Below are 25,302 nucleotides of genomic sequence, written 5' to 3' on the forward strand. Positions count from 1 at the left end.
GCAGGCAATGACATTGACCCGCTGGTTACTGGTGTTGTTGTTGGCGGCGTTGGCGTTGTACGGCGTCAGCGCGCTGGCGACGCCGACGGACAATACGCTGAATTACGCCAGTACCAAAGATATCCGCGATATCAATCCCCACCTGTACGGCGGTGAAATGGCGGCGCAGAACATGGTGTTCGAGCCGTTAGTGATCAATACCGAGCAAGGGGTGAAACCTTGGCTGGCACAGCGTTGGGATATCTCGCCCAACGGCCTGCACTACCGTTTTTACCTGCGCCCGGGGGTGACGTTCAGCGACGGCGAGCCGTTCAACGCGCAGGCGGTAAAGCTCAACATCGATGCGGTGCTGGCCAATTTGCCGCGCCACGCCTGGCTGGAACTGGCGCGACAGATCGACCAGGTCAGCGTGGTGGACGCATTGACGCTGGATATCACGCTGAAAAATCCCTACTACCCGACGCTGATTGAGTTGGGGTTGACGCGGCCGTTCCGTTTCCTCTCGCCGCGCTGCTTCAATCACGGCCAGACCAAAGACGGCGTGGCTTGCTATGCGGGAACCGGCCCCTGGCTACTGGCGCAACATGTGACACAGCAATACGCCCGTTTTAACGCCAACCCGCATTACTGGGGGGCGAAACCGGCGCTGGCCGGCGTGGAGTGGCGGGTGATCCCGGATGGACAAAGCCTGTTGCTGTCGCTGCGTAAAGGCGATATTCAGCTGATTTTCGGCGCCGACGGCGACATGCTGGACGGCGACAACTTTGCCGTATTACAGGCTTCCGGCCAGTTCCGCACCGCCATCAGCGAACCGGTAGCATCGCGGGCGTTGGTGCTGAACAGTAGTCGTCCGATTGTTGCGGATCAACGCCTGCGCCAGGCATTGCAATACGCGGTGGATAAAGAAGCCATCGCCCAGGGCGTGATGGCGGGCGGCGAAAGCGTGGCGCAGACGCTGCTGGCGCGTTCGGTGCCTTACGCCGATATCCCTGACTTGCCGGTTTACGCTTATGATCCGGCACGAGCGGCGGCATTGCTCGATGAGGCGGGGTGGCGTCGTGAGGGTAACGGCATTCGCAGTAAACAGGGGATGCCGCTGCGGCTGGTGTTTTCCTACAACAGCAACAATGCCAACGAACGGGCGATCGCCGAAGTGATCCAGAGCCAGTTCCGGCAGGTCGGCGTCGAGCTGGCGCTGCTGGGCGAGGAGAAACAGGCGTATCTGGATCGGCAAAAATCCGGCGATTTCGACCTGCAGTATTCGCTGTCGTGGGGCAAACCCTATGATCCGCAATCCTATGTTTCATCATTCCGCATTCCGGCGCACGCCGATTATCAGGGGCAGAAAGGGTTGCCGGATAAAGCGGAGATCGACCGTATGATCGGCGAGGTGCTGATTGCCCACGACGAAAACGCGCGGCGGGCGCTGTATCGCCAGATCCTGACCCGGCTGGCGCAGGAGGCGGTATATATTCCGCTCACCTATTCCCGTACCCGTGCGGTGTTCAGCCAGACGCTGCAAGGCGTTGCCTTTAATCCATCGCAGTATGAAATTCCGTTCGAAAACATGTCGTTCCAGCGATAGCGGCACGGTGATGGCGCGTTATCTGCTGCGGCGGCTCGGTACGATGTTGCCGCTGGTGCTGGCGATATCGCTGGCGGCCTTTACCCTGGTTCGCCTGTCGCCGTCCGATCCGGCGGAAGTGGCGCTGCGGGTCAACGCGGTGGTGCCGACCGACGCCGCTATCGCCCTCACGCGCCAGCAATTGGGGCTGGATCGCCCGTTCGGGGCACAGTATCTCGACTGGCTGTCGCGCGTGTTGCGGCTGGATTTCGGCATATCGTTCGTCACCCGGCAGCCGGTGCGTGAGGCGCTCGCTCAGGCATTGCCGGCGACGCTGCAACTGGCGGGGGCGGCGCTGCTGATTGTGCTGGCAAGCTCGCTGTCGCTGGCGACGCTGTGCGTGTTGCAGGCCGGACGCTGGCCGGACAGGCTACTGCGCGCTCTGCTGTTTCTACTGACCGCCATGCCCGGCTACTGGGCGGGGTTGTTGTTGCTGTGGCTGGCGGCGGTTGCGTGGCCGCAATTGCCGACCGGCGGTATGACGGCGCCGGGGGCGACGCTGCTGCCCGCGTTGACGCTGGCGCTGGGCTACATCGGCACCTACGTGCGTCTGCTACGCAACAATATGCTGCACCACCTCGCCCAACCTTATGTGACTTATGCCCGCGCCCGTGGGTTGTCTGAACGCCGCATTCTGTGGCGGCATGTACTGCCCAACGCCGGGTATTCGCCGCTGATCGCGCTGGGTATGAGCCTGCCCAAACTGATGGCGGGGGCGTTGGTGGTGGAGAATATTTTCGCCTGGCCAGGGCTGGGGCGGTTATGTGTCACCGCGATCTTCAACCGTGATTACCCGGTGATTCAAGCCTATGTGTTGTTGATGGCGCTGCTGTTCGTACTGGGCAACTTTCTGGTGGACGCGCTGCAACTGTGGCTTGACCCGCGTTTGCGGCGGGGGGTGATTTCATGATGCGGCGTGTCGGGCGGGCGCTGCACGGTGATCGGTTGGCCTGCATTTGTCTGCTGTTTCTGCTCCTGGTGCTGGTCGCTGGCATACTGGCGCCCTGGCTGGCACCGCACGACCCGCTGCTGGTGTCGTGGCGGGACAAGTTTCAGCCTCCGGGATGGCGCTACCCATTCGGCGCCGACGCGCTCGGCCGCTGTATTTTCTCCCGTCTGCTGTTTGGTATTCGCACCACGGTGGGGATGGCGCTGCTGGCGATGTCGTTGACGTTGCTGGTGGGAACGATGGCCGGCGTGTTGGCGGGCTTTTTTCGCGGTCGGGTGGATGCGTTATTGATGCGGCTATGCGATCTGATGCTGGCGTTTCCGGCGGAGGTGATGATTTTCGCGCTGGTGGGCATGCTGGGGCCGGGGTTGGGTAATATCCTGCTGGCGGTGCTGCTGGCGAAGTGGGCTTGGTACGCCCGTATGGTTCGCGGCATCGTGATGCAGTACAGCGGCGGCGGCTATGTGCAGTATGCCCGGCTGATTGGCGCCACGCCCCGTTATGTCATCCTGCGGCATCTGCTGCCGGTGGCGGCGGCGGAATTGGTGTTGCTGGCGACGGCCGACAGCGGCGCGGTCATCCTGCTGTTGTCGGCGCTGTCGTTTTTGGGGCTGGGCGTGCAGCCGCCGACGCCGGAGTGGGGGGTGATGCTGGGGGATGCCCGCAACGTCATGCTGGCCTACCCGTGGCAGATGCTGCCCGCCGGATGCGCTGTCATGCTGGTGGTGGCGGCCTTCAACTATCTGGGGGATTTTTTCCGGGACGTGTTGGATGTCGTTCGCGCCCCCGGCGGCAATGCCGCCGCCTGAACGATCCCGATGGCCGGTTCTGGGCGTAGGGGGAAAGGCGGCAAGTCGTGGATTTCTTTGCGCTTGCCCGCCGGAACGCCTTTCTTCGGTATCGTCTTAGCCCAATTGCAGCGGAACCCGGATGCGCACCTGGGTGAAGTGATTCGGTTCGCTGTTGACCGTGATGCCATAACTGCAGCCGTAATGCGCCTTGATGCGTCTATCCACCAGATTCATGCCTAGCCCATCGCTGCCGTTGCGCGGGTGATAGGTGCCGGCGTTGTCTTCTACGGTGATTTCCAGACAATTCGCGTGCGGCCGGGCTTCTATCCGCAATACGCCGTCCTCCAGCATGTGGGAAATGCCGTGTCTGATGGCATTTTCCACCAGCGGTTGGAGCGAAAAGGCGGGCAGGCGCGCCATCATCAAGACACGGGGAATGTTGATTTGCACCGTCAGATGGTTGGCGAAGCGCGCCTGTTCAATGTCCAGATAGGCGTTGACGTGCTCCAGTTCGTCGCCGAGCGACACTTCATCGCCGCTGCGTTTAAGGTTTTTACGAAAGAAGGTCGCCAGCGACAATACCAGGGAGCGGGCGTGCTCCGGGTTCCGAGGGATGACCGTCGAGAGCGTGTTGAGCGCGTTGAACAGAAAATGGGGGTTGACCTGCGCGTGCAGCAGCTTGATTTCCGACTGGATCAGCAGCAGCTTCTGTTGCTCAAAACGTCCGGCGAAGATCTGCGCGGAGAGTAAATGCGCGATGCCTTCTCCCAGTGTGCGATTGATGCTGGAAAACAGCCGGTTTTTCGGTTCATACAATTTGATGGTGCCTATAACCTGTCGCGCTTCCCCCCGCAGCGGGATCACCAGCGTCGATCCTAACCGGCAGCGGGGCGAGTGCGGGCAGCGGAACGGCTGCTCGCTGCCGTCGGCGTAGACCACCTGGTTGAGCTCGATGGCTTTGGTGGTATGGGGCGAAGAGATCAGCGAGCCGACGATGTGGTGATCCTCGCCGATACCGATAAACGCCAGCAATTTTTCCCGGTCGGTGATTGCGACGGCGCCAACGCCCAGTTCTTTATACAGGATGCGGGCGACGCGCATGCTGGTTTGTGGGGTGAACCCCTCCCGCAGTATGCCCTCGGCCTTGGCTGCGATCTTCAGCGCCTTGGTGGAAAACGCGGTGGTGTACTTCTCGAACATCGCCCGGCGGTCGAGCAGGATGCGCATAAACATCGCCGCGCCTATCGAATTGGCGATGATCATCGGCAGCGCGATGTTTTTCACCAACGCTAATGTGGTGTCGAAAGGGCGGGATACCGCCAGCAGAATGCCCATCTGCAGAATTTCCGCCAACAGCGCGGTTGCCGCGATTACCTGCGGCTGAAATAACAGGTCGACCCGGTTGCGTCGGGTCATACAGTGGTTGAGCAACCCGCCGATCGCGCCCTCCATCATGGTTGACAGCATACAGGCGAACGCCGTCATACCGCCCATCGAATAGCGGTGCAGCCCGCCAGTCAACCCCACCAGCAATCCCACCGTCGGGCCGCCCAGCACACCGCCCAGCAGTGCGCCGATAGCACGGGTATTGGCGATGGCACCGTCGATGCGCAGACCGAAATAGGTGCCGAGAATGCAGAACAGCGAGAACACCAGATAACACACCAGTTTGTGCGGCAGCTGGATGGTAATTTGCATCAAGGGAATGAATAGCGGCGTTTTACTCAGCAGATAGGCAATGACCAGATAGACGCACATCTGCTGCAATAATAATAAAATCAGATCCAATTGATCGAACATTTGCGGTGAACCTCCATGTTAATGCTCCTGTCTTCTTCTTGTTGTTCTGCCGGAGCAGAACGAGCGGCAATCCCACGCCGCTTGTTTTCCACCATAGCCGGTTCGGCCGGTTATTGACACCTTCCTGCATGTGTTGGCCCCGTTATACCGGGGCTCATATTACCGCGTTGTCGTTGGCGGAATAAGTAATCATTTTTTCTTATCAATTAGTTGCGTAAAAAAATCGCCCTTGTCTCGAATATTTTCTGGTTTCTTGACTAAGCTGAAATAAGGCTATGTTTCTGAATAGAGAAGCGCATTAGCCAAGAGCGAAAGCACAGTCTGCGGCGCAGGAAGCAGCCCGCACAGCCGGTTATCACGGGGGAATGGTAAATATGTGGGCTCGCTCAAATCCTGCCGCAGGAAACGTTAAACACAGAATCATGAGGTTGGCCATATTTTTAATGGGGTAGGGCTGGTTTCCTTTTCTGTTACTGATACAGGACATTTCCACATCGACTTTACGCAGAAGAAATGACCTGTTTCTTTAATATATTTCATTTATTTAGATGGTTAATCAGAGGATGGATACCATGTCAGGTTTTTCCGATCAGCGTGTCATTAATCTTCTTTTTTCCGGTCATTATGCCGATCCTTTCGCCGTGCTGGGTATGCACGATACGCCTGCGGGCCTGGAGGTAAGAGCGCTGTTGCCGGGCGCGTTGGAGGCCCATGTTGTGGATGCTCACAGCGGTCGCAAAGTGGGCAAACTGGAGCGTCAGGATGAACGCGGTTTTTTCGCCTCGGTCATTCCCCGGCGCAAACATCACTTCAGTTATCGTCTGGCTGTGACCTGGCCGCGCGATACCTGCATTATCGACGACCCTTACCGTTTCGGCACGCTGCTGCAGGCGTTGGATGTCTGGCTGTTGGCGGAAGGGCGGCATCTGCGGCCATTTGAGCAAATGGGCGCCCATCTCCGCACGTTGGATGGGGTGGACGGAACCTGTTTTTCCGTCTGGGCACCGAATGCCCAGCGGGTTTCCGTCGTTGGGGATTTTAACTTCTGGGATGGCCGCCGCCATCCGATGCGATTGCGGCGGGAAAGCGGTATCTGGGAGCTGTTTTTGCCGGGTGTCGGCGTCGGCGATCTTTATAAATTCGAATTGATCGACTGCTATGGCAACCTGTTGCTGAAGTCCGACCCTTATGCATTCGAATCCCAGATGCGGCCGGACAATGCCTCGCTGGTGACTCGGCTTCCAGCGCCGCTGCCGGCAAGCCCGGAGCGGCAACAGGCCAACGATCTGCAATCGCCTATCTCTATTTACGAAGTGCATCTCGGTTCCTGGCGTCGTCATACCGACGACAATTTCTGGCTCAGTTACCGTGAACTGGCGGAGCAACTGGTGCCGTATGTCAAATCGATGGGGTTCACCCATGTCGAATTGATGCCGGTGCATGAACACCCGTTCGACGGCAGTTGGGGTTATCAGCCGTTGGGGTTGTATGCGCCGACCCGTCGTTTCGGCTCACCGGAGGAGTTCCGCCAGTTGGTGGACGCTTTTCATGAAGCCGGGATCAATGTGTTGCTGGATTGGGTGCCGGGCCACTTTCCGGCGGATAGCTACGGTCTGGCGCGTTTCGACGGCACTGCCCTGTATGAATACGCCGATCCGAAGGAAGGATTCCATCAGGACTGGAACACCCTGATTTACAACTTCGACCGTCATGAGGTACGCAACTACCTGGCCGGCAACGCCGTGTACTGGGCGGAGCGCTTCGGCGCCGACGGGCTGCGCGTTGATGCGGTGGCATCGATGATTTACCGCGATTACAGCCGCCGCGACGGCGAATGGGTGCCCAATTATTACGGCGGCAAGGAGAACCTGGAGGCGATCTCTTTTCTGCGTTATACCAACCAGACGGTGGGGCAGCATTGTCCCGGCCTGATCACTATCGCCGAAGAGTCGACCGACTACGCGGGTGTGACGCTGCCGCCGGAGCATAACGGGCTCGGCTTCCATTACAAGTGGAACATGGGCTGGATGCACGACACGCTGGCGTATATGCAGCTTGATCCGGTGCACCGTAAATTCCATCACGACCTGCTGACCTTCGGCATGCTGTATGCCTACAGCGAAAATTTCGTGCTGCCGCTGTCCCACGACGAAGTGGTGCACGGCAAACGCTCTCTGTTGGATCGGATGCCCGGCGACCCGTGGCAGAAATTCGCCAACCTGCGCGCCTACTACGGCTTTATGTGGGCTTACCCCGGCAAAAAGCTGCTGTTCATGGGCGGCGAATTCGCGCAGGGAAAAGAGTGGAACCACGACATCAGCCTCGACTGGCACCTGCTGGATGAGCCGGAAGGCTGGCATGCGGGGGTACAGAACCTGGTGCGCGACCTCAATCACTGTTATCGCCAGCATCCGCCGCTGTATCAATGCGACTACCTGCACCAAGGGTTTGAGTGGGTGGTGGTGGACGACCGGGAAAATTCGGTATTTGCCTTTATCCGCCGCGATAACGACGGCAATGAAATGCTGGTCGTCAGCAATTTCACGCCGGTGCCGCGCGAGGGGTATCGCATCGGTATTAATCAGCCGGGTAGATGGCGGGAAGTGCTTAATACCGATTCCCTGCATTATCACGGCGGCAATCTCGGCAACGCCGGGGCGGTCAACAGCGAACCGGTAGGCAGCCATTCCCGGCCGCAATCTCTGGTACTGACATTGCCGCCGTTGGCGACGCTGTATCTGGTCAAGGAGGCGTAATGACGGTACTGCAGGCCGGTCATCCGTATCCGCTGGGTGCCCATTTCGATGGCAGAGGCGTGAATTTCGCCCTCTCTTCCGCCGACGCCGTCGGCGTTGAGTTGTGCCTTTTCGATGGCGCCTATGAACAACGTGTGCCGATGACGGCCCGTACCGATGCTATCTGGCATGGCTATCTGCCCGGCGCACGTCCCGGATTGCAGTACGGATTCCGTGTCGACGGGCCGTTTGATCCGGCGCGCGGCTTGCGCTTTAACCGCAATAAACTGCTGCTTGACCCCTGGGCGCGGATGATGATGGGTACGGTACGGGATAATGAGCGTCTGCATGGTGGCTATCATCGCCCTGACCCGCGGGATGATGCCGATGTGATGCCGCGCTGTGTGGTGGTGGACGAGCGTTATGACTGGCGGGACGACAGCTTTCCGATGACGCCCTGGCCCCGTACCGTGTTGTATGAAGCACATGTGCGCGGGCTGACCAAACGGCATCCGGATATCCCACAGGCGATTCGCGGCACCTACGCCGCGCTGGCGCATCCGGTGATGTTGGCGTATTTCGCACGGTTGGGGGTGACGGCGCTGGAGCTGATGCCGGTTCACCAGCATGCGGACGAACCTCGGTTGCAGGCGATGGGGCTGCGTAATTACTGGGGGTACAACACGCTGCTGCCGTTTGCCGCCGACAACCAGCTGTCGGCGAGCGAACATCCGCTCAATGAATTCCGCGATATGGTGCGCGTGCTGCATAAAGCGGGCATCGAAGTGATTCTGGATGTGGTGTTCAATCACAGCGCGGAGCTGGATCTGGACGGGCCGACACTGACGCTGCGCGGTATGGATAATGCCAGCTATTGGCTGACGGACGATGGCGATTATCACAACTGGACCGGTTGCGGCAACGTGTTGCGGCTCGATTATCCGGCGACATTAGACTGGGTGGTAAGTTGCATGGTCTTTTGGCGGGATGTGTGCCATGTCGACGGTTTCCGGCTGGATTTGGCCACTGTTCTGGGGCGCGCTCCTGATTTTTCCTCCCGTGCGCCATTCTTCGCGGTGTTACGCAATCACCCATCGCTGCGGGATATCAAACTGATCGCCGAACCTTGGGATATCGGCCCCGGCGGGTATCAATTAGGACGTTTCCCGGCGCCGTTCGCCGAGTGGAACGATCGCTTCCGCGACGATATGCGTCGTTTCTGGTTGCACCGCGATGTGCCCGTCGGGGTGTTTGCCCGCCGTTTTGCTGCCTCCAGCGATGTATTCGATCACGACGGCCGGCACCCCTGGGCTTCGGTCAACCTGCTGACTTCCCACGACGGCTTTACCCTACGCGATCTGGTGTGTTTCAACCATAAGCATAACGAAGCGAATGGCGAACAAAATCGCGATGGCACCAACAGTAATTTCAGCCATAACCACGGCGTCGAAGGAGAGCAGGCGGATCAAGAAACCCAGACCCGGCGGCATGTTAGCCAACGGGCTCTGTTGACCACGTTGTTGCTGTCCCAGGGGACGCCGATGTTGTTGGCAGGTGATGAATTCGGGAACAGTCAGCAAGGCAATAACAATGCCTATTGTCAGGACAATGCGCTGGCATGGCTGCACTGGGACCAAGCAGATGACACGTTAATCGCATTTACTTCCGGGCTGATCCGTTTGCGCCGTTCTATTCCCGTGTTGCAAGGCGGGGGATGGTGGCGTGATGGAGAAGGCGATGTGCGGTGGCTGAATAAGCAGGGAACGCCGATGACGCCGCACGACTGGGAACAGGGAGAACGCCGGTTGCAGATCCAGCTTTCTGAATGTTGGCTGCTGTTGATCAACGCGACTGAGCAGGCATGCGAGTTCATGTTGCCTGCCGGGGCGTGGCGGGTGTCCCCTCCGTTTGATGCAGTAGCGAATCCGGTTGAAGGTCTTGTTTGGCGCGGAGAGGCGAATGCGGTGTGTGTACTCGTAAAACAATAAAAAAGGAGTCTGACATGGTTAGTTCTGATAAACACGATCCTCTGATGCTTGCCAGACAGCTACCCCTCAAATCCGTGGCGCTTATTCTGGCCGGCGGTCGGGGCACTCGATTGAAAGACCTGACTGCGCATCGGGCCAAACCCGCCGTTCATTTTGGCGGCAGATACCGGATTATCGACTTTGCGCTTTCTAATTGTCTGAATTCAGGTATTCGGCGCATCGGCGTTATTACCCAATACCAGTCGCATACGTTGGTGCAGCACATTCAGCGCGGCTGGTCGTTCCTCAACACCGAAATGAACGAATTCGTCGACCTGCTGCCGGCTCAACAGCGCCATGACGAGAACGATCACTGGTATCGCGGCACTGCCGACGCCGTGTGCCACAATCTGGACATCATTCGCCGTTATCGTGCCGAGTACGTGGTGATTCTGGCGGGCGATCATATCTATAAGATGGACTATTCCCGCATGCTGCTGGATCACGTGGAAAACGGCGCCGAGTGTTCGGTGGCCTGTATTCCAGTGCCGATCGACGAGGCGAAAGCCTTCGGCGTCATGAGCGTGGATGCCAACAACCGCATCCTCAGCTTTGACGAAAAACCAGACCATCCAACGGCGATGGCGGACAACCCGGACATGGCGCTGGCGAGTATGGGGATCTATGTGTTCAACGCAGAGTATCTCTACCACGTACTGGAAGAAGATGTTTGTACCTCGGATTCCAGCCATGACTTCGGTAAGGATCTGATCCCGAAGATCGTGGAACGTGGCCAGGCCTGGGCCCATCCCTTTACGCTCTCCTGCGTGACCTCCACGGAAGACGCTCCGCCTTACTGGCGTGATGTGGGGACGTTGGAAGCTTACTGGCGCGCCAATCTCGATCTGGCATCGGTGATGCCGGAGCTGGATATGTACGACCACCACTGGCCGATCCGCTCGGCGATGGAAGCGTTGCCGCCCGCCAAGTTTGTGCAGGATCGCTCCGGTAGCCACGGGTTGACCATGAACTCGCTGGTGTCTGGGGGCTGTATCGTTTCCGGGTCAGTAGTGACGCACTCGGTGTTGTTCCCACGGGTGCGGGTGAATTCGTTTTGCAGCATCGACTCGTCCGTATTGTTGCCGGATGTGCAGGTCGGGCGTTCCTGCCGTTTGCACCGCTGCGTCATCGACCGGGCTTGCGAATTGCCGGAAGGCATGGTGATCGGTGAAAACGCCGAGGATGACAGCCGTCGTTTCTATCGTTCCGAGGAAGGGATCGTGCTGGTGACGCGCGCCATGCTGGCCCGCATAAAGTAGAGGCGCCATTAAGAGGGTGAAGGTCATCCAGCCTGCCGCCGGATGATCGGACAGGAGATAACATGCGGGTACTACACGTTTGTTCTGAATTTTTTCCGCTGCTGAAAACCGGCGGGCTGGCGGATGTGGTCGGTGCGTTGCCGAACGCACAGATAGAAACTGGGCTGGATGTGCGGGTGCTGTTGCCTGCCTTTCCCGATGTGAAACGTGGGATACCGGATACGCAGGTGGTGCGCGAACTGGAGACTTTCGCCGGCCATGTGACCATTCGCTACGGCCATTTTAACGGTGTCGGGGTGTATCTGATCGATGTCCCCCATCTGTTTGAACGGGCGGGCAGTCCGTATCACGACACCTCGATGTTCGCCTATACCGACAACTTTTTGCGCTTTGGTTTATTGGGATGGGTCGGGGCGGAAATGGCCAGCGGCGTCGATCCGTTCTGGCGTCCCGATATCGTGCACGCCCACGACTGGCACGCAGGGCTGGCCTGTGCCTACCTGGCGGCAAAAGGTCGACCGGCAAAATCGGTATTTACCGTCCATAATCTGGCTTATCAGGGATTGTTTGATGCGCGTCACATGGCAGACCTGCGTCTGCCGCCTGAGTTTTTCCATATGTACGGGCTGGAGTTCTACGGACAGATCTCCTATCTCAAGGCCGGGTTGTATTACGCGGATCATGTCACCACCGTTAGCCCGACCTATGCGCATGAGATAACCCAGACGGAGTTCGGTTACGGCATGGAAGGGCTGCTGAAGGCGCGGGAGGACGAGGGGCGTTTGTCCGGTATCCTCAACGGGGTGGATGAGTCCATCTGGAATCCGGCCCATGACGCATTGTTGACCGCTACCTACAGCCGCGACGAGCTGGCGAAGAAAGCGGAGAACAAGCGGCACCTGCAAACGGCGATGGGGTTGAAGGTGGATGACCGGGTGCCGGTATTCGCCATCGTCAGTCGTTTGACGAACCAGAAAGGGTTGGATATCGCGTTGCAGGCCGTGCCGGAACTGCTGGAACAAGGCGGTCAACTGGTGGTTTTGGGGGCGGGTGACGCCGTCCTGCAGGAAGGTTTTTTGGCGGCGGCGGCCGAATATCATGGCCGCGTCGGCGTCCAGATTGGTTATCACGAGGCCTTTTCGCACCGCATCATTGGCGGCGCGGACGTGATTATGGTTCCTAGTCGGTTCGAACCTTGTGGTTTGACGCAGTTGTACGGCCTGAAATACGGCACGCTACCGCTGGTCAGACGCACCGGCGGACTGGCAGATACGGTAGCGGACTGCTCGCTGGAAAATCTGGCCGATGGCCTGGCGAGCGGTTTTGTGTTCAGCGATTGCAATGTGGCGTCGCTGTCGCGGGCGATTCGTCGGGTGTTTGTGTTGTGGTCCCGGCCTTCGCTCTGGCGCTATGTACAGCGTCAGGCGATGGCAATGGATTTTAGCTGGCAGGTTGCTGCTCAGGCTTATCGTGCGCTTTATCAACGTCTGTGGTAGTTACGCATCAGTGGGAATGACACTATGAACTCTCCATTTATCTACAACTCACCAACGCTGAGCGTGGATGCATTGAAGCACTCCATCGCTTATAAACTGATGTTCACCGTCGGCAAGGATCCCAGCGTGGCCAGCAAGCACGACTGGCTGAACGCGACGGTGCTGGCGATACGGGATCGTATGGTAGAACGCTGGTTGCGTTCCAATCGTGCGCAGTTGTCCCAGGATGTACGGCAGGTGTACTACCTGTCGATGGAGTTTCTGCTGGGGCGAACGTTGTCGAATGCGTTGCTGGCGATGGGCATGTTCGACGATCTGAAACTGGCGCTGGACGCCATGGGGCTGGATCTGAACGAGTTACTGGAGGAAGAGGACGATCCCGGTCTGGGCAATGGCGGCCTGGGGCGGTTGGCGGCCTGTTTTCTCGACTCGCTGGCGACCATGGCATTGCCGGGACGCGGTTACGGTATCCGCTATGAATACGGCATGTTCAAGCAGAACATCGTTGAGGGTAAGCAGGCGGAATCGCCGGATTACTGGCTGGAATACGGCAACCCTTGGGAGTTTGCGCGGCACAGTACCCGCTACAAGATTCGGTTTGGCGGGCGTATTCAGCAGGAAGGCAGCAAGACTCGCTGGCTGGAGACTGAAGAGATCGTGGCCTGTGCCTACGATCAAATCATTCCCGGCTTCGATACCGACGCGACCAATACCTTGCGGCTGTGGGCGGCGCAGGCCAGTAACGAAATCAACCTCGGTAAGTTCAATCAGGGCGACTACTTTGCCGCAGTACAGGATAAGAACCACTCGGAAAACGTATCCCGCGTGCTCTATCCGGATGACTCCACCTATTCCGGCCGTGAGTTGCGTCTGCGTCAGGAGTATTTTCTGGTATCCGCTACGGTACAGGACATCCTGAGCCGCCATTGGATGATGCACAAAACTTACGACAATCTGGCGGAGAAATTCGCTATCCATCTGAACGACACCCATCCGGTGCTGGCGATTCCGGAGTTGATGCGGTTGTTGATCGACGAGCATAAGTTCAAATGGGATGCGGCCTGGAAGGTGGTGACTCAGGTGTTCTCCTACACCAACCATACGCTGATGGGGGAAGCGCTGGAAACCTGGTCGGTGGAGATGTTGGGTAATATTCTGCCCCGCCATCTGCAACTGATTTTCGAGATCAACGAACGTTTTCTCGAAGAGGTGCAAGCGCGTTTCCCCAATGAACGCGACCTGCTGAAACGGGTGTCGGTCATTGATGAAGACCATGGACGCAAGGTGCGTATGGCCTGGCTGGCAGTGATTTGCAGCCACAAAGTTAACGGGGTTTCGCAACTGCATACCGACCTGATGGTGCAGTCGCTGTTTGCGGATTTCGCCCGCCTTTATCCTGAACGGTTCTGCAACAAAACCAACGGCGTCACGCCGCGGCGTTGGCTGGCGTTGGCCAATCCCTGGTTGTCGAAGGTACTGGATGACGCCATCGGCCATAACTGGCGCACCGACCTGAGCCAATTGGAGGATCTCAAACCGAATATCGATTTTCCGGCATTCCTGCAAAAGGTGCGTAACGCCAAACGGGAGAACAAAAAACGCCTGGCTATCTATATTGCCCAGCATCTGGATGTGGTGGTGGATCCCAATGCGCTGTTCGACGTTCAGATCAAACGTATCCACGAATACAAGCGTCAACTGCTTAACGTGTTGCACTTGATCACGCTCTACAACCGCATCAAGGACGACCCTAACCTGGATCGCGTGCCGCGTGTGGCGATCTTCGCCGGTAAAGCGGCGTCGGCGTACTACATGGCGAAGCACATCATCCATTTGATCAACGATGTGGCCAAAGTGGTGAACAACGATCCGGCGGTAAAAGACAAACTGAAGATCGTGTTTATTCCCAACTACGGCGTCAGTCTGGCGCAGATCATCATTCCGGCGGCGGATTTGTCCGAGCAGATCTCGCTGGCGGGCACCGAGGCGTCCGGCACCAGCAATATGAAATTCGCCCTCAACGGCGCGCTGACCATCGGCACGCTGGATGGTGCCAATGTCGAGATGCGCGAACGGGTGGGGGATGACAACATCTTCATTTTCGGTAATACGACGGAGCAAGTGGAGGAACTGCGGCGCAATGGCTACAACCCGCGCGATTTCTACAATCAGGATGATGAACTGCACCGGGTGCTGACGCAGATCGCCACCGGCGTCTTCAGCCCGGAAGATCCGCATCGCTATGCCGACCTGTTTGATTCACTGGTTAACTTCGGCGATCACTATCAGCTGTTGGCAGACTACCGCAGCTATGTGGATACCCATGACAAGGTAGACGATATCTATCGTGACGAGGACGAATGGACGCGACGCACGCTCTACAATATTGCCAACATGGGGTATTTTTCGGCGGATCGCACCATTCAGGAATACGCCGACGAGATCTGGAATATTAAACCGATCCGGCTGTAGGCGGGCAAAGCGAGCGACAGGGGCCGAAAGGCCCCTGTTTTTTTGCGTTCGGGCGTGTCGTCGCGGTTGCCGGGCTTATTCGCACGCTTCCAGCTCGCCGGCCGTCGTCAGGCGATAGCGGACGCCGGCCCTGACGCCGTCTTCCCCTGCGTAAATGACCCGAAAGCGGGTGCGGACGCCGTCGTGGTAGGTAATAGCGGCGCAACCGCCTTGACCGAGCAGCAAGGTCGCCATGCTGCCGACGACCACTACAACGCTATCGGCGCCGCAGGCGGTGACGGAAAGCTGCTCGCCGGTCGCCGTGATATGGGTACTATCGCCAAGACTGTGCAGGCAACACATATCCCCGGCGCTGACGATCCGATCCCGGTCGCCGGTGCCGCTGATGTAGGTGCGCGAGCCGGTGCTGGCGATGTGGCTGCCATGTCCGTCGCTGACAATTTTGGCGGCATTGCCGCTATTGGCGATACGGGCGCGCTCGCCCAATGCGCCGATACGGCTGTTCGGGCCGGTGTTGCCGACATGGGCGGCACATCCCGCGCTGACCAGTTGGCAGGCATAACCGGTGCTGGCGATACTGTGGTGTTCCCCCTGACAACCGATGAGGTTGCCGTCCCCGGTGGAAGCGACCCGTCCCTGCGGCGACGCGCTACCTATGCGCTGGTCAGCGGCGCTGATAGCCAGTGTGTACGGGCCGTTCTCCATGATGTCTGGTGTGTTTTGCGCAGCCGCTACGGTTGTGGACAGCAATTGCGCCAGCAAAGAACGGGTGGCCGCCAGCTCCTGACGCACAAAAAACGGCTGGCTGAAATGTTGGGCATAGCTGTAGTCCACCAGACTCTCCATCCACTCACGATAGCCGTCATGCAACAGCGCATCGTGAAGCTGTGGGTAATGTGCGCCCTGTGGGAAACGGCGCAGAAACCAGCGGTAAATCTGCGGGCTGACCTTCAGCCGGTGCAGGTGGCGTCGGGTGATTGGGTTCATGCGCGCCTCCGGGCTGTCAGTGGCGGTGATAGCCGTCGATCATGCTGCGAAATGTTTGCGTCGGGGTGCGACCAGTGGTGCACAGGTAGAGATGCCCCGCGATGAAAAAGACGCTGACCACCGCCAGCAGCGCGTGCAATTGCAACAACCAGTAGGGGGAGAGCGCCGCGGGCAGCCATTCGGGGTGTTGCAGCAGGACGCCGGTCAACAACAGCAGCGGCAGCAAACCGTACATCACCCCTAGATAGGCGGCTTGTTGCAACGGGTTGAACTTGCAGTGGCGCGTGGCCGGGAACGGGTGGTCTTCGCCGCGGATAATGCCGTAGAGATAAAACCTGACCTGCTTCATTGCCCGCGTCTTCCAGCCTTGCGGCTCGATGACATAGTGGTGTCCGTTGCCGCCCAGGGCATTAATACTGACGAACAGTAGCCAGTCGGCCAGCAGCAAGTAGCCGCACAACGCATGCAGGGAAACCAGACGGGCGGTATCGTCGGGCGAAGCCAGCGCAAAGTGGTTGATGGCGCCACTGAGCAGCAACAGCAGAAACAGCAGCGCATTGCTCCAATGCCAGAGCCGGACTGCACCGGAGTAGAGGTAAATCTTCTCTTCGTGGCCCGCCGGATGCGGTTTGGCGAAGCGGTAGCGCAGCAAGCCATGCAGGGCGAGAACGCCCAGCATGCCCGCCAGCGCGAGACCCGCCAGGATCAGCAGCGTCGGCCAGTGGTCGGGGGTGTAGCGCGTCACGTAACCGGCGAGCTGCGCCTGGAACTGTTCTGCGTGGGGCAGGGTCTTCATGCTTTAACCTCCTCTGCCGAATGTGGGCCGGGGCGACGGTAAACATGCGGTTCCCCGGCGCCGGGGAGCTGATACCGATAGTAATCGTGGGTTTTCAGCCAGCTCTGTATCGGCTCACTGTCTTCGCGGCCGAAAATCAGCGCCTGCTGCGGGCACGCGCTGACGCAGATGGGGGGAAAGCCCTTGCTGAGCCGGGATTCGAAGCAGAAATCGCACTTATCCGCCACATGGGTGACGGGGTTGAGGTAGCGCACCTGATAGGGGCAGGCGGAAATACAGTAGCTACAGCCGATGCAGGTGGGGCGGTTGACCCGGACGATGCCGGTGGCCTGATCCCGGTAGGATGCGCCGGTCGGGCAGACGGTGATGCACGGCGCCTCTTCGCAGTGTTGGCAGGCATAGCGAAAAAAGTGGTACTGGTTGCCCTGATCCGGTGGCGTTAACGGAATATGGGCGATACTCATGCGCGCCATGCCTTCCGGAACATCGTTCACCTTGCGGCAGGCCGTGACGCACAGATTACAACCGTTGCACAGCGTTTCATCATGAATCATGGCATAACGCACCGCTTTGCCTTTTTCCGTGCCCGCCAGCGAGGAGAACAGCGGCGCGCTGAAAAAAACTACTGATCCCATGCCAAGGACGAACTTACGGCGTGAGCATGTCATCTGCCTGGCCTCCCGAGGTTTATCTGGTGTGAAAAAAACGACATCCCTGCCGTGGAAAGAGTCTGGCGCTGCGGCCTGTCGCTATGGGTTTTCATACTGTTCGACCTCCAGCCATTCGCACAGCCCCTGTGCTTTGCCACTGCTCATGAAGCGATCGCTGTACAGGTAAACGGCGCCGTTGGACGCCAGCACCGTATGAATGTCCCTGAATTCGTCCGTGCGGGCGATGGCGGCCAGCGCACTGTCGATCGTGGCGTTGTCCAGGTTGTAAGGCGCGCGTTGCAGCATGCGGAGTTGATAGGGGCGCGGGTAGGTGCGGCATTCGAACCGGACGCTTTCCGCCACCGTGCGACAGATATCCTGGCACCGGATGCACGCCAGTATGCGGGCATAGTTGTCGCTGATGCGCCGACTGGAGTAGTAATACGCCTCTTCATCCTGCGCGATATAACGGATGTCTCCGCAGGCTTCGCAGGCCTGTATTTCCGCCAACTGCTGCGCCGCCTGTTCCGGCGTCAACGCGAAAGGCGGCTCGGCCAGCGTGCTGCGGGCGACCAGTTCCTCACGGAGCGACGACTGGCGGATGTATTCCGCTAGCGCCATGAACGCAGGCAGCGGTTCGTCCGTTGGCGGCTGTACTTCGGCCGGCGTCGCCGTCGGCTGCTGTGCGTGCTGCGAGAAGGGTAACAACAACCGGCGCAGGCCGGGATCCGCTACACTGTCTGGCGGCGTTTCGCAGGCATCGTTGTGATGTTCGCTGTTTATCATCGTGCTCCTGCCGTGCGGTTATGAAGGAAGCAATCCCCGGGACGCCAGATCTTCCGCTACGTCCGCCATATTTAGCCGGAGCAGCGTGGCCCGCGTCGGGCAGCCCAGATCCGGGTCCCATCCCATGGCGGTGTAGAACATCGTCAGAGATTGGTGCATGTCTTCGCGATCCATCTTGTCGGTGCCTTCGGTAAACACTTTGATTTTCGGATCTTTATCAAAAACCCAGTCGCAGATTTGGTCATGCTCGCGCCGCATATCTTGGGTGTTCATCAGCTTCACGGTATAGGCGCGGTGCAGGGTAAAAATGCGCTCGGCGGCTACATCCAGATCTTCCGACGTGGTTGGCTCGCCGGTAACGGCGGCAAAAAATTTGGCTTCCATCGCCAGATCGCCCCGGTAACGGCGGCTCTTGTGCGGTGAGACCGTCATCGGCCACACCCAATTGCACAGCGTAATGGCGTCATGCAGGCAACTGCGGAAAATCGTCCACTGGGCATATTTGATTTTGTAGGGATTGATCGGGGTGTAATTTTTGGTTTCGTCGTAGGCGTCCGGCGAACCGAACAGTTCGCCCGCGATCTCCTTTTGTAGCGCTAACGGCAGGCCGCTGCCTATGTAGTTGATATGGGTATGGGTCATCGCATCGCGGTTGAACATGCAGTTGACGATGGAACCCACCTGCGCCGAGGCTTCGTTGGCGTGATGCACCGGGAAGCCCATCGGCGACCACAGCTTGTTCTTGGCGTAGTTCCAGTATTCTTCCCCCAATTCCCAGCGCTGGGCGAGGGTATAAGAACCGTCGGCCAGATGGCTAAGTTCGCCGATGCGATGGGCCAGCCGGTGGTATAAATCGGTGATAAAGCGCGGATCGCCCTCTTCCAGCCAGTTCCACGGAATGGCGCTGTACTCATCGGCGGGCAGCACCCGTTTGAACACGCCGTGGGTATAACAATAGGTAAAGTCACGGTGCAGTTGGCCGTAGTTGCACCATAGCCCCATGTCGTCAAAGGTGTTCAGGCCGACCAGATTGCCGACCACATTGCCGTCGCCTTTTTCCTGAATGTCTTTCGGGCCTTTGGGGAAAATCGTGGTATGCACAAAGTTGGCGACGCAGGTGTTGCCGCCGGTGGACGGAACGCCGAATTGTTTGGCCTGCGGCACGTTCAACTGCGACATACAGCGGATTGGGCAGGAGTGGCAGCCGCCCATTTTGACCGTGTACTGTTCTGCTTCCGGGCCGAGATCGAAGGTGGATTTCATGGTACGGAAACCGACGGTGTTCTGATTGCCGGGCGGGATTTCGCCGGTCTCGATCGGGCCGCCCTCCGCCGCTTTCCAGTACAGCCCTTTGCGCGCCGTCCAGCGTGACTGGGGTGATGAATATTCGGCCCAGGCCTGCGGCGTACTGGGCACAACGTGATTATTATTGGCCCCGATAAGCTGGGTCATCATGTAATCGTTGAGCGCCTTGAGTTCTTGACGATCGGCGACATTAACCCCTTTGCTGCCTCGTACCGCGATGGCCTTGAGGTTCTTGGCGCCCAGTACGGCGCCGCTGCCCGCGCCGCCGCTGTGGTTGCGGCTATTGAGGATGCCTGAGAGCGGCACCCGGTTTTCCCCCGCCGGGCCGATGGCGGCGACGCAGGTCTCCTCGCTGGTGGCGCGACAGATTTCGGCGGTGGTTTCCCGGGTGCCTTTGCCCCACAGGAAGGCGGCGCTCTCCAGCGTCACCTTGTCGTCCTGAATGTTAATCCATACCGGTTTGGGGGATTTCCCTTCGATAATGATGGCGTCGTAGCCTGCATATTTCATATAAGCGGCAAAAAAGCCGCCCATGTGGGCATCCACCACCAGATGACCGCGGGTGAATGTCGACAACGTGGTGATATTGACGCGGGAACTGCACGGCGCGCCTGAACCGGTTAGCGGGCCGACGGCGAAGATGATTTTATTGGCTTCATCGAAAGGTTGGGTTCCCGGCGCAACCTCGTCGTACATAATTTTATAACCAAAGCCCATTCCTCCAATAAATTGCTTATATTTGCTGGAGTCTTCTCTGGTTATTTTTCCAGAGCTTAAATTGATTCGTAATAAAATTCCTGTCCAACCGTTGGTCATGATTTATTTTCCTGCGCATGAGGTTGAATTCATCGGTAAATAGCGGTATTGAACAGCGGTCATACCGTAATATCTTTCCATTCAATAATACTGAGCGCGCCGGTAGGACACGCGGCGGCGCATTCTCCGCACAGAATACATTTACCGGATTTCTTTATCTGGGGGTTCACCGTCGCCATCATCCATGGGCATGAAGACGTACAGGCGGCGCAACCAATACAACGTTTGGTATCCACGCTGATGCAGCCATATTCCGGATTATAGGAAATGACATTCAGCGGACAGGCTTTCATACATTGCGGGTCTTTACATTGGCGACAGGTATCGGTGGTGAAATTCAAATCGCCATATAATCCGCCACCGGACCCAATGCCTTTATCGCCGAAAAAGAAATGGCGATGAATTTTAACCCGGGAGAAGAAAGAACCGACGCTGCCGTCATTGACGGTGGTGCAGATGGTTTCACAGCGGTGACAGCCGGTGCAGCGGGCGCGTTTCGTGACCAGAACGCCTTTGGGCGTGGTCGTCAGCCCGACACGGCCGCTGCTGATGTCTTCCTGTCTACACCCCAGCAGGGACAAGAGTGCCGGAGCGATGGTAATACCCGCCAGACCTTTACTGGAAATTCGCAGAAACTCCAGCCTCGTTAACCCCAGAGTCAATATAGGACGTTCAACCTGATTAGACATTTAATTCTCATCCTCCACAGACAGCATGAATTTTGCGTGGCGATAAATACAGGCGAATCGAATGTTTTATACGGGAATAGTATTTATTATTTTCGTTGTATATTTTATTTCATATCGCCATGTGTGCTTTATCTATTCCCTGTGTCATGGCTGGTTATTATATCCGTCATGCTTCACGTTGCAGGTATGTTGACAATATTTATTATCCGAGTTATTTACCGGAGTAAGTTCGTCGGGGTTAACACATTTGTCGCCTTCCTGTCATTGGAATGATTTAGGATATATTTCCTGTCAGGCAATGAATAGTCATATACCGCCTGTCAGTATGCTTATGGTTATTCTCTGGTTCAGAATAATATAATTAATAACCGTGTTAATAGTAGTGTCTGAAAATTACTCAATCTGTGATTAAGATCTTATTAGCTTGTCTTTTATTTAATTTTATAGCGAACTGATTTTTATTCTTATCTGGAAGGGAAAATATTAAAAATAAAATATGATCTTGTCGCCAGATCAATTTATGGAAATATTCATTGAGTGCAGTCCTGATAATAAATCATTCGAACATAATGGTGTTGCAGGACTGATGGGGGGGATGTTTGATCCAGAGGATATTCGACAATATTGCCGGTTCGACACGGGAAAAATGCAGGGCGCCCGGTGCCGGGTGCCCTGTCACCGCGAGGCGCGGCGTTAGCTTGCTTGCGCCAGTTGGCTGCGGTAGCGATCCAGCCATTCGACGACCCGCTGTTGCTGCGTTTCGTCCAGCCACATGCCCAGCTTGGTGCGGCGCCAGATGGCATCTTCCAGCGTCACGACCCATTCGTGTTCCACCAGATAGCGCAGCTCGGCTTCATACAGGTTATGGCCGAAATGCTCACCCAGTTCTGTCACGCCGTTCGCCTGCGCAAGGATTTTTTCACTGTGGCTGCCGTACGTGCGGCTGTAGCGACGCGCCAGCGCTTCCGGCAGATTGTGGCGGCGACGCAGCGCGGCGGCGTAATCATCGCGGGAGCCCTTGATATCACCGCCCGGTAGGACGGTTTGACGGGTCCAGGCTTTGCCGGCGTGCGGGAAGTATGGCCCCAGTTTTTCCAGCGCGTGTTCCGCCAGCTTGCGGTAGGTGGTCAGCTTGCCGCCGAAGACCGACAGCAGCGGCGCGCGGCCGTTATCATCGGCGACGGACAACGTGTAATCGCGGGTAATGGCCTGCGGTGAGTCTGATTCGTCGTCGCACAGCGGGCGAACGCCGGAATAGCTCCACACGATGTCTTCCCGCGTGAGCGGTTTGCGGAAGTGATCATTGTAGACGTCCAGCAGATAGTTGATCTCCTGGTCATTAATCGCCACGTCGCGCGGATCGCCGTGGTATTCCACATCCGTCGTGCCGATGATCGAAAATTCATCCTGCCAGGGAATGACGAACACGATGCGGTTATCTTTATTCTGCAGGATATACGCCTGCTCTTCATGATGAACGCGCGGCACCACGATATGACTGCCTTTGATCAGTCGAATGCCATACGGCGAGGGCAGTGCCAGCCCGTCGTCGAAAAATTCTCTCACCCACGGGCCGGTAGCATTGACCAGCCCTTTCGCCTGCCAGTGCAGCGTGTCGCCGCTCAACATATCCTGCGCTTCAACGTGCCAGAGCCCGTTTTCGCGCCAGGCGCGGGTGACTTTGGTGCGGGTTTTTACCTCGCCGCCGTGACGTACCACTTCCTGAGCGTTCAGCACCACCAGGCGGGCATCATCCACCCAGCAGTCTGAATATTCGAAACCGCGCGTCAACTCGGGTTTCAGTACCGACTCGCGGCCAAATTTCAGACCGTGGCTGGATGGCAGGCTGACACGTTTGCCCAGATGGTCGTAAAGAAACAGACCGGCGCGGATCATCCAAGCCGGGCGCAGATGGGGTTGATGAGGGAGGCGAAAGCGCATCGGGAAGATGATGTGCGGCGCCATCTTGAGCAGAACCTCTCGTTCCGACAAGGCTTCCCCCACCAGACGGAACTCATAGTGCTCCAGATAGCGCAGGCCGCCGTGAATCAGTTTGGAACTGGCGGAGGAGGTTGCGCTGGCCAGATCCTGCGCTTCCAGCAGCAGAACCGACAAGCCGCGTCCAGCCGCGTCCGCAGCGATGCCCGCACCGTTAATTCCCCCGCCGATCACGATCAGATCTTTGCTTTCCACGTTTCTACCTCCACCACATGCCATTATTAAATGTTCGTTTTCGCTCATTATGATATCGAAAACAAACATTGCAGCCAAGCATTAACCAAATAAAAACATTCATGCGTGATGAACGTAACACTTTGTTCATGGCGACGCGGGATGATGACGCTCTGACACGCATCCGACGGCCGTCTTTCCCTCTCTATTGATGATGGCAGCTGATTGTGGCTGTGGTATGGCATACGGCAATAATTGGACAGCTCCCCGCAGTTTTTCAGGTCAATGCCGGCGAAGAGTGGGGTACAATGACCACAATTTGATAACAAACGTCATGTCATCAGCGAGGTCATGCATGGAACAGTTTGAGGCGATCGATATCGAGCAGGCGTATCAACGCTGGCAGCAGGGCAACGTACTGGTGGATATTCGCGATCTCCAAAGTTTTGGCGCGGCACATGTCCCCGGCGCGATCCATTTGACCAACGAAACGCTGTCGGATTTTGTTCGCGGCGCCGATCTTGAACAGCCGGTGCTGGTGATGTGCTATCACGGCATCAGCAGCCGCAATGCGGCGCAGTATCTGATAAGCCTGGGATTTGATGCCGTTTATAGCGTGGACGGTGGTTTTGAGGCCTGGCGGCAACGCTTCCCGCAGGAGGTTGCCGCCGGATAATCAGGCAGTACGTGAGGATTTCGGGCACTGTCCTATTTCAATATGGCCAGCCCCAAAGCCTGGCGAGACAGGCACTAAGTGGGTTGGTCAGCGAGGAGGCACCGGCATGAGCACACCCCGATTGATGTCGTGTACGTGGCTGTTGGCGTTATTGCCGCTGGCAGCCGGCGCTGCGTCGCCTTCGGTACAGGCGGGTTTTTCTCCAGAAGGGAGTGCCCAAATACTGGTGCTGGAGACAATTCGGAACGCAAAACTCTCCATCCGGATGATGGCGTACAATTTTTCGGCGCCTGATGTCATCAAGGCGCTGGCAGATGCGCAAAAACGCGGTGTAGATGTGCGTATCGTCATTGACGAGCAGGCGAATCTTAGCGGCGCCAGCCTGGCTGCCAAAAACCTGCTGGTCAATGCGGGGGTTAAATTGAGAACCAACAACCATTACAAAATTCAGCATGACAAAGTCATGGTGGTGGATCGCCGCATAGTACAGACGGGTTCGTTCAATTACACGGCGTCGGCGGAAAAGCATAATTCCGAGAACGTGCTGGTGATCCGTAGTCCGGCGCTGGCTAAAACGTATCTGGTTCATTGGCAGTCGCGTTGGGCGCAGGGGAGCGACTGGCATTCCACGTATTAAGCGATGTCCCGACGGCTGAGTCCTCCAGCCATCGGGACATCAACGCTATGCTTGCCTGAGCTTATAGACGGCGGCGCGTTGGGCGTGGGTCATGGGTTGCGGGGCTCTTTTGCTTTCGATGAATGCCATAATTTCCAGGCATGCCGCGACAATATTATCTTTCTCGGTTTGGGTGATGTAGACGACCTGGTCGACGCCGATTTTTATTTTCCGCAGTCTTTCTTTTAGAAAGTTAAACTCATTTGTCGTCAGCGTGCCGATGCGTTGCCGATGGATATAATCATTCATATAGGCGACGAGCGAGAGGTAATTCATAACATTAAGATCATCAAGCAGCTTTCTGACTGGAGCGAGATGTTTTTCATACGCGGCAGTATTCATGTCATCCTCGGTGTTTTTAAAATAAAAAATAATCGACCATGCTTACGGATATATCAGCATGGTGCGGGTGTTGAAATATGTTGGTTCTGATGCCGGTTTCGTTATGGCTATGCTGCTGGCGGAGCGTCTGTTTATATCCGCCGTGTGCACACAGACTGTTTTCTGGAAAATATTCTGCCGGTAATTTTTATTTTACTGTGCACTATGCGCAGCATTGTTCTGTATGCCATGCTGGCCCAGTATCGGGTGATAAT

General features: G+C 57.3%; 19 protein-coding genes. 10 read left to right on the forward strand and 9 right to left on the reverse strand.

Features of this window, described 5'->3' with window-relative positions; all coding sequences use genetic code 11:
* Nucleotides 1–7 precede the first annotated feature (7 nt).
* Genes nikA through opp1C form a run of 3 tightly spaced genes read left to right on the forward strand, consistent with a single transcriptional unit; the run spans nucleotide 8 to nucleotide 3,382 of the window.
* Nucleotides 8–1,585 carry a nickel ABC transporter substrate-binding protein gene (nikA, locus tag HEP82_RS01670; protein WP_192456495.1) on the forward strand — a complete coding sequence of 526 codons (1,578 nt, stop codon included), beginning with the start codon at nucleotides 8–10 and terminating at the stop codon, nucleotides 1,583–1,585.
* Nucleotides 1,586–1,595: 10 nt separating this feature from the next.
* A complete protein-coding gene (opp1B, locus tag HEP82_RS01675) occupies nucleotides 1,596–2,534 on the forward strand; it encodes a nickel/cobalt ABC transporter permease (RefSeq protein ID WP_192456609.1) in 939 nt (312 codons plus the stop codon).
* A complete protein-coding gene (opp1C, locus tag HEP82_RS01680; RefSeq protein WP_192456496.1) occupies nucleotides 2,531–3,382 on the forward strand; it encodes a nickel/cobalt ABC transporter permease in 852 nt (283 codons plus the stop codon). Before opp1B ends, opp1C begins: the two co-directional genes overlap by 4 nt.
* 96 nt (nucleotides 3,383–3,478) lie before the next feature.
* Here the strand turns inward: opp1C and HEP82_RS01685 are convergent, their stop codons facing one another.
* Entirely contained in the window at nucleotides 3,479–5,164 is a 1,686-nt protein-coding gene (locus HEP82_RS01685) for a sensor histidine kinase (RefSeq protein WP_192456497.1), read from the reverse strand.
* A 572-nt stretch (nucleotides 5,165–5,736) separates the two neighbouring features.
* On the opposite strand from HEP82_RS01685, the gene glgB reads away from it, so the two are divergent.
* From glgB to glgP, 5 genes are all read left to right on the forward strand, one after another.
* Nucleotides 5,737–7,920, forward strand: coding sequence for a 1,4-alpha-glucan branching protein GlgB (gene glgB, locus HEP82_RS01690; protein WP_192456498.1), 2,184 nt, complete (start codon nucleotides 5,737–5,739; stop codon nucleotides 7,918–7,920).
* Entirely contained in the window at nucleotides 7,920–9,887 is a 1,968-nt protein-coding gene (gene glgX / locus HEP82_RS01695) for a glycogen debranching protein GlgX (protein WP_192456499.1), read from the forward strand. Before glgB ends, glgX begins: the two co-directional genes overlap by 1 nt.
* Before the next feature lie 14 nt (nucleotides 9,888–9,901).
* Complete coding sequence (gene glgC / locus HEP82_RS01700) at nucleotides 9,902–11,185, forward strand: glucose-1-phosphate adenylyltransferase (RefSeq protein ID WP_012763919.1); 1,284 nt, start codon at nucleotides 9,902–9,904, stop codon at nucleotides 11,183–11,185.
* A 62-nt stretch (nucleotides 11,186–11,247) separates the two neighbouring features.
* The gene (glgA, locus tag HEP82_RS01705) at nucleotides 11,248–12,681 is read left to right on the forward strand and encodes a glycogen synthase GlgA (protein ID WP_192456500.1); all 1,434 of its coding nucleotides are present in this window, start codon (nucleotides 11,248–11,250) and stop codon (nucleotides 12,679–12,681) included.
* Nucleotides 12,682–12,705: 24 nt separating this feature from the next.
* Nucleotides 12,706–15,153 (forward strand): glycogen phosphorylase, encoded by a 2,448-nt coding sequence (gene glgP, locus HEP82_RS01710; protein WP_192456501.1) that lies wholly within the window; start codon nucleotides 12,706–12,708, stop codon nucleotides 15,151–15,153.
* A 75-nt stretch (nucleotides 15,154–15,228) separates the two neighbouring features.
* On the opposite strand, the gene ydhT is transcribed toward glgP, so the two are convergent.
* From ydhT to glpD, 7 genes are all read right to left on the reverse strand, one after another.
* Nucleotides 15,229–16,140, reverse strand: coding sequence for a protein YdhT (gene ydhT / locus HEP82_RS01715; RefSeq protein WP_192456502.1), 912 nt, complete (start codon nucleotides 16,138–16,140; stop codon nucleotides 15,229–15,231).
* Nucleotides 16,141–16,156: 16 nt separating this feature from the next.
* Nucleotides 16,157–16,936, reverse strand: a complete 780-nt coding sequence (gene phsC, locus HEP82_RS01720) for a thiosulfate reductase cytochrome B subunit (protein WP_192456503.1) — start codon at nucleotides 16,934–16,936, stop codon at nucleotides 16,157–16,159.
* A complete protein-coding gene (locus HEP82_RS01725; RefSeq protein ID WP_192456504.1) occupies nucleotides 16,933–17,604 on the reverse strand; it encodes a 4Fe-4S dicluster domain-containing protein in 672 nt (223 codons plus the stop codon). The genes phsC and HEP82_RS01725 overlap by 4 nt, the downstream gene beginning before the upstream one ends.
* An 81-nt stretch (nucleotides 17,605–17,685) precedes the next feature.
* Nucleotides 17,686–18,372: a YdhW family putative oxidoreductase system protein gene (locus HEP82_RS01730; RefSeq protein ID WP_192456505.1), complete on the reverse strand. Its 687-nt coding sequence runs from the start codon at nucleotides 18,370–18,372 to the stop codon at nucleotides 17,686–17,688.
* 18 nt (nucleotides 18,373–18,390) lie between these two features.
* On the reverse strand, nucleotides 18,391–20,493 hold the full coding sequence (locus HEP82_RS01735; protein WP_192456506.1) for an aldehyde ferredoxin oxidoreductase: 2,103 nt from the start codon (nucleotides 20,491–20,493) through the stop codon (nucleotides 18,391–18,393).
* Nucleotides 20,494–20,552: 59 nt separating this feature from the next.
* On the reverse strand, nucleotides 20,553–21,182 hold the full coding sequence (locus tag HEP82_RS01740) for a ferredoxin-like protein (RefSeq protein WP_012763927.1): 630 nt from the start codon (nucleotides 21,180–21,182) through the stop codon (nucleotides 20,553–20,555).
* Nucleotides 21,183–21,875: 693 nt separating this feature from the next.
* On the reverse strand, nucleotides 21,876–23,375 hold the full coding sequence (glpD, locus tag HEP82_RS01745; RefSeq protein WP_192456507.1) for a glycerol-3-phosphate dehydrogenase: 1,500 nt from the start codon (nucleotides 23,373–23,375) through the stop codon (nucleotides 21,876–21,878).
* Nucleotides 23,376–23,709: 334 nt separating this feature from the next.
* On the opposite strand from glpD, the gene glpE reads away from it, so the two are divergent.
* Nucleotides 23,710–24,030 carry a thiosulfate sulfurtransferase GlpE gene (glpE, locus tag HEP82_RS01750; RefSeq protein WP_192456508.1) on the forward strand — a complete coding sequence of 107 codons (321 nt, stop codon included), beginning with the start codon at nucleotides 23,710–23,712 and terminating at the stop codon, nucleotides 24,028–24,030.
* A gap of 106 nt (nucleotides 24,031–24,136) precedes the next feature.
* Nucleotides 24,137–24,667, forward strand: coding sequence for a phospholipase D family nuclease (locus tag HEP82_RS01755; RefSeq protein ID WP_192456509.1), 531 nt, complete (start codon nucleotides 24,137–24,139; stop codon nucleotides 24,665–24,667).
* A 45-nt stretch (nucleotides 24,668–24,712) separates the two neighbouring features.
* Here the strand turns inward: HEP82_RS01755 and HEP82_RS01760 are convergent, their stop codons facing one another.
* Nucleotides 24,713–25,048 carry a hypothetical protein gene (locus HEP82_RS01760; protein ID WP_192456510.1) on the reverse strand — a complete coding sequence of 112 codons (336 nt, stop codon included), beginning with the start codon at nucleotides 25,046–25,048 and terminating at the stop codon, nucleotides 24,713–24,715.
* Between the last annotated feature and the right edge of the window lie 254 nt (nucleotides 25,049–25,302).

The organism is Musicola keenii, from assembly GCF_014855505.1.
Taxonomy (GTDB): Bacteria; Pseudomonadota; Gammaproteobacteria; order Enterobacterales; family Enterobacteriaceae; genus Musicola; species Musicola paradisiaca.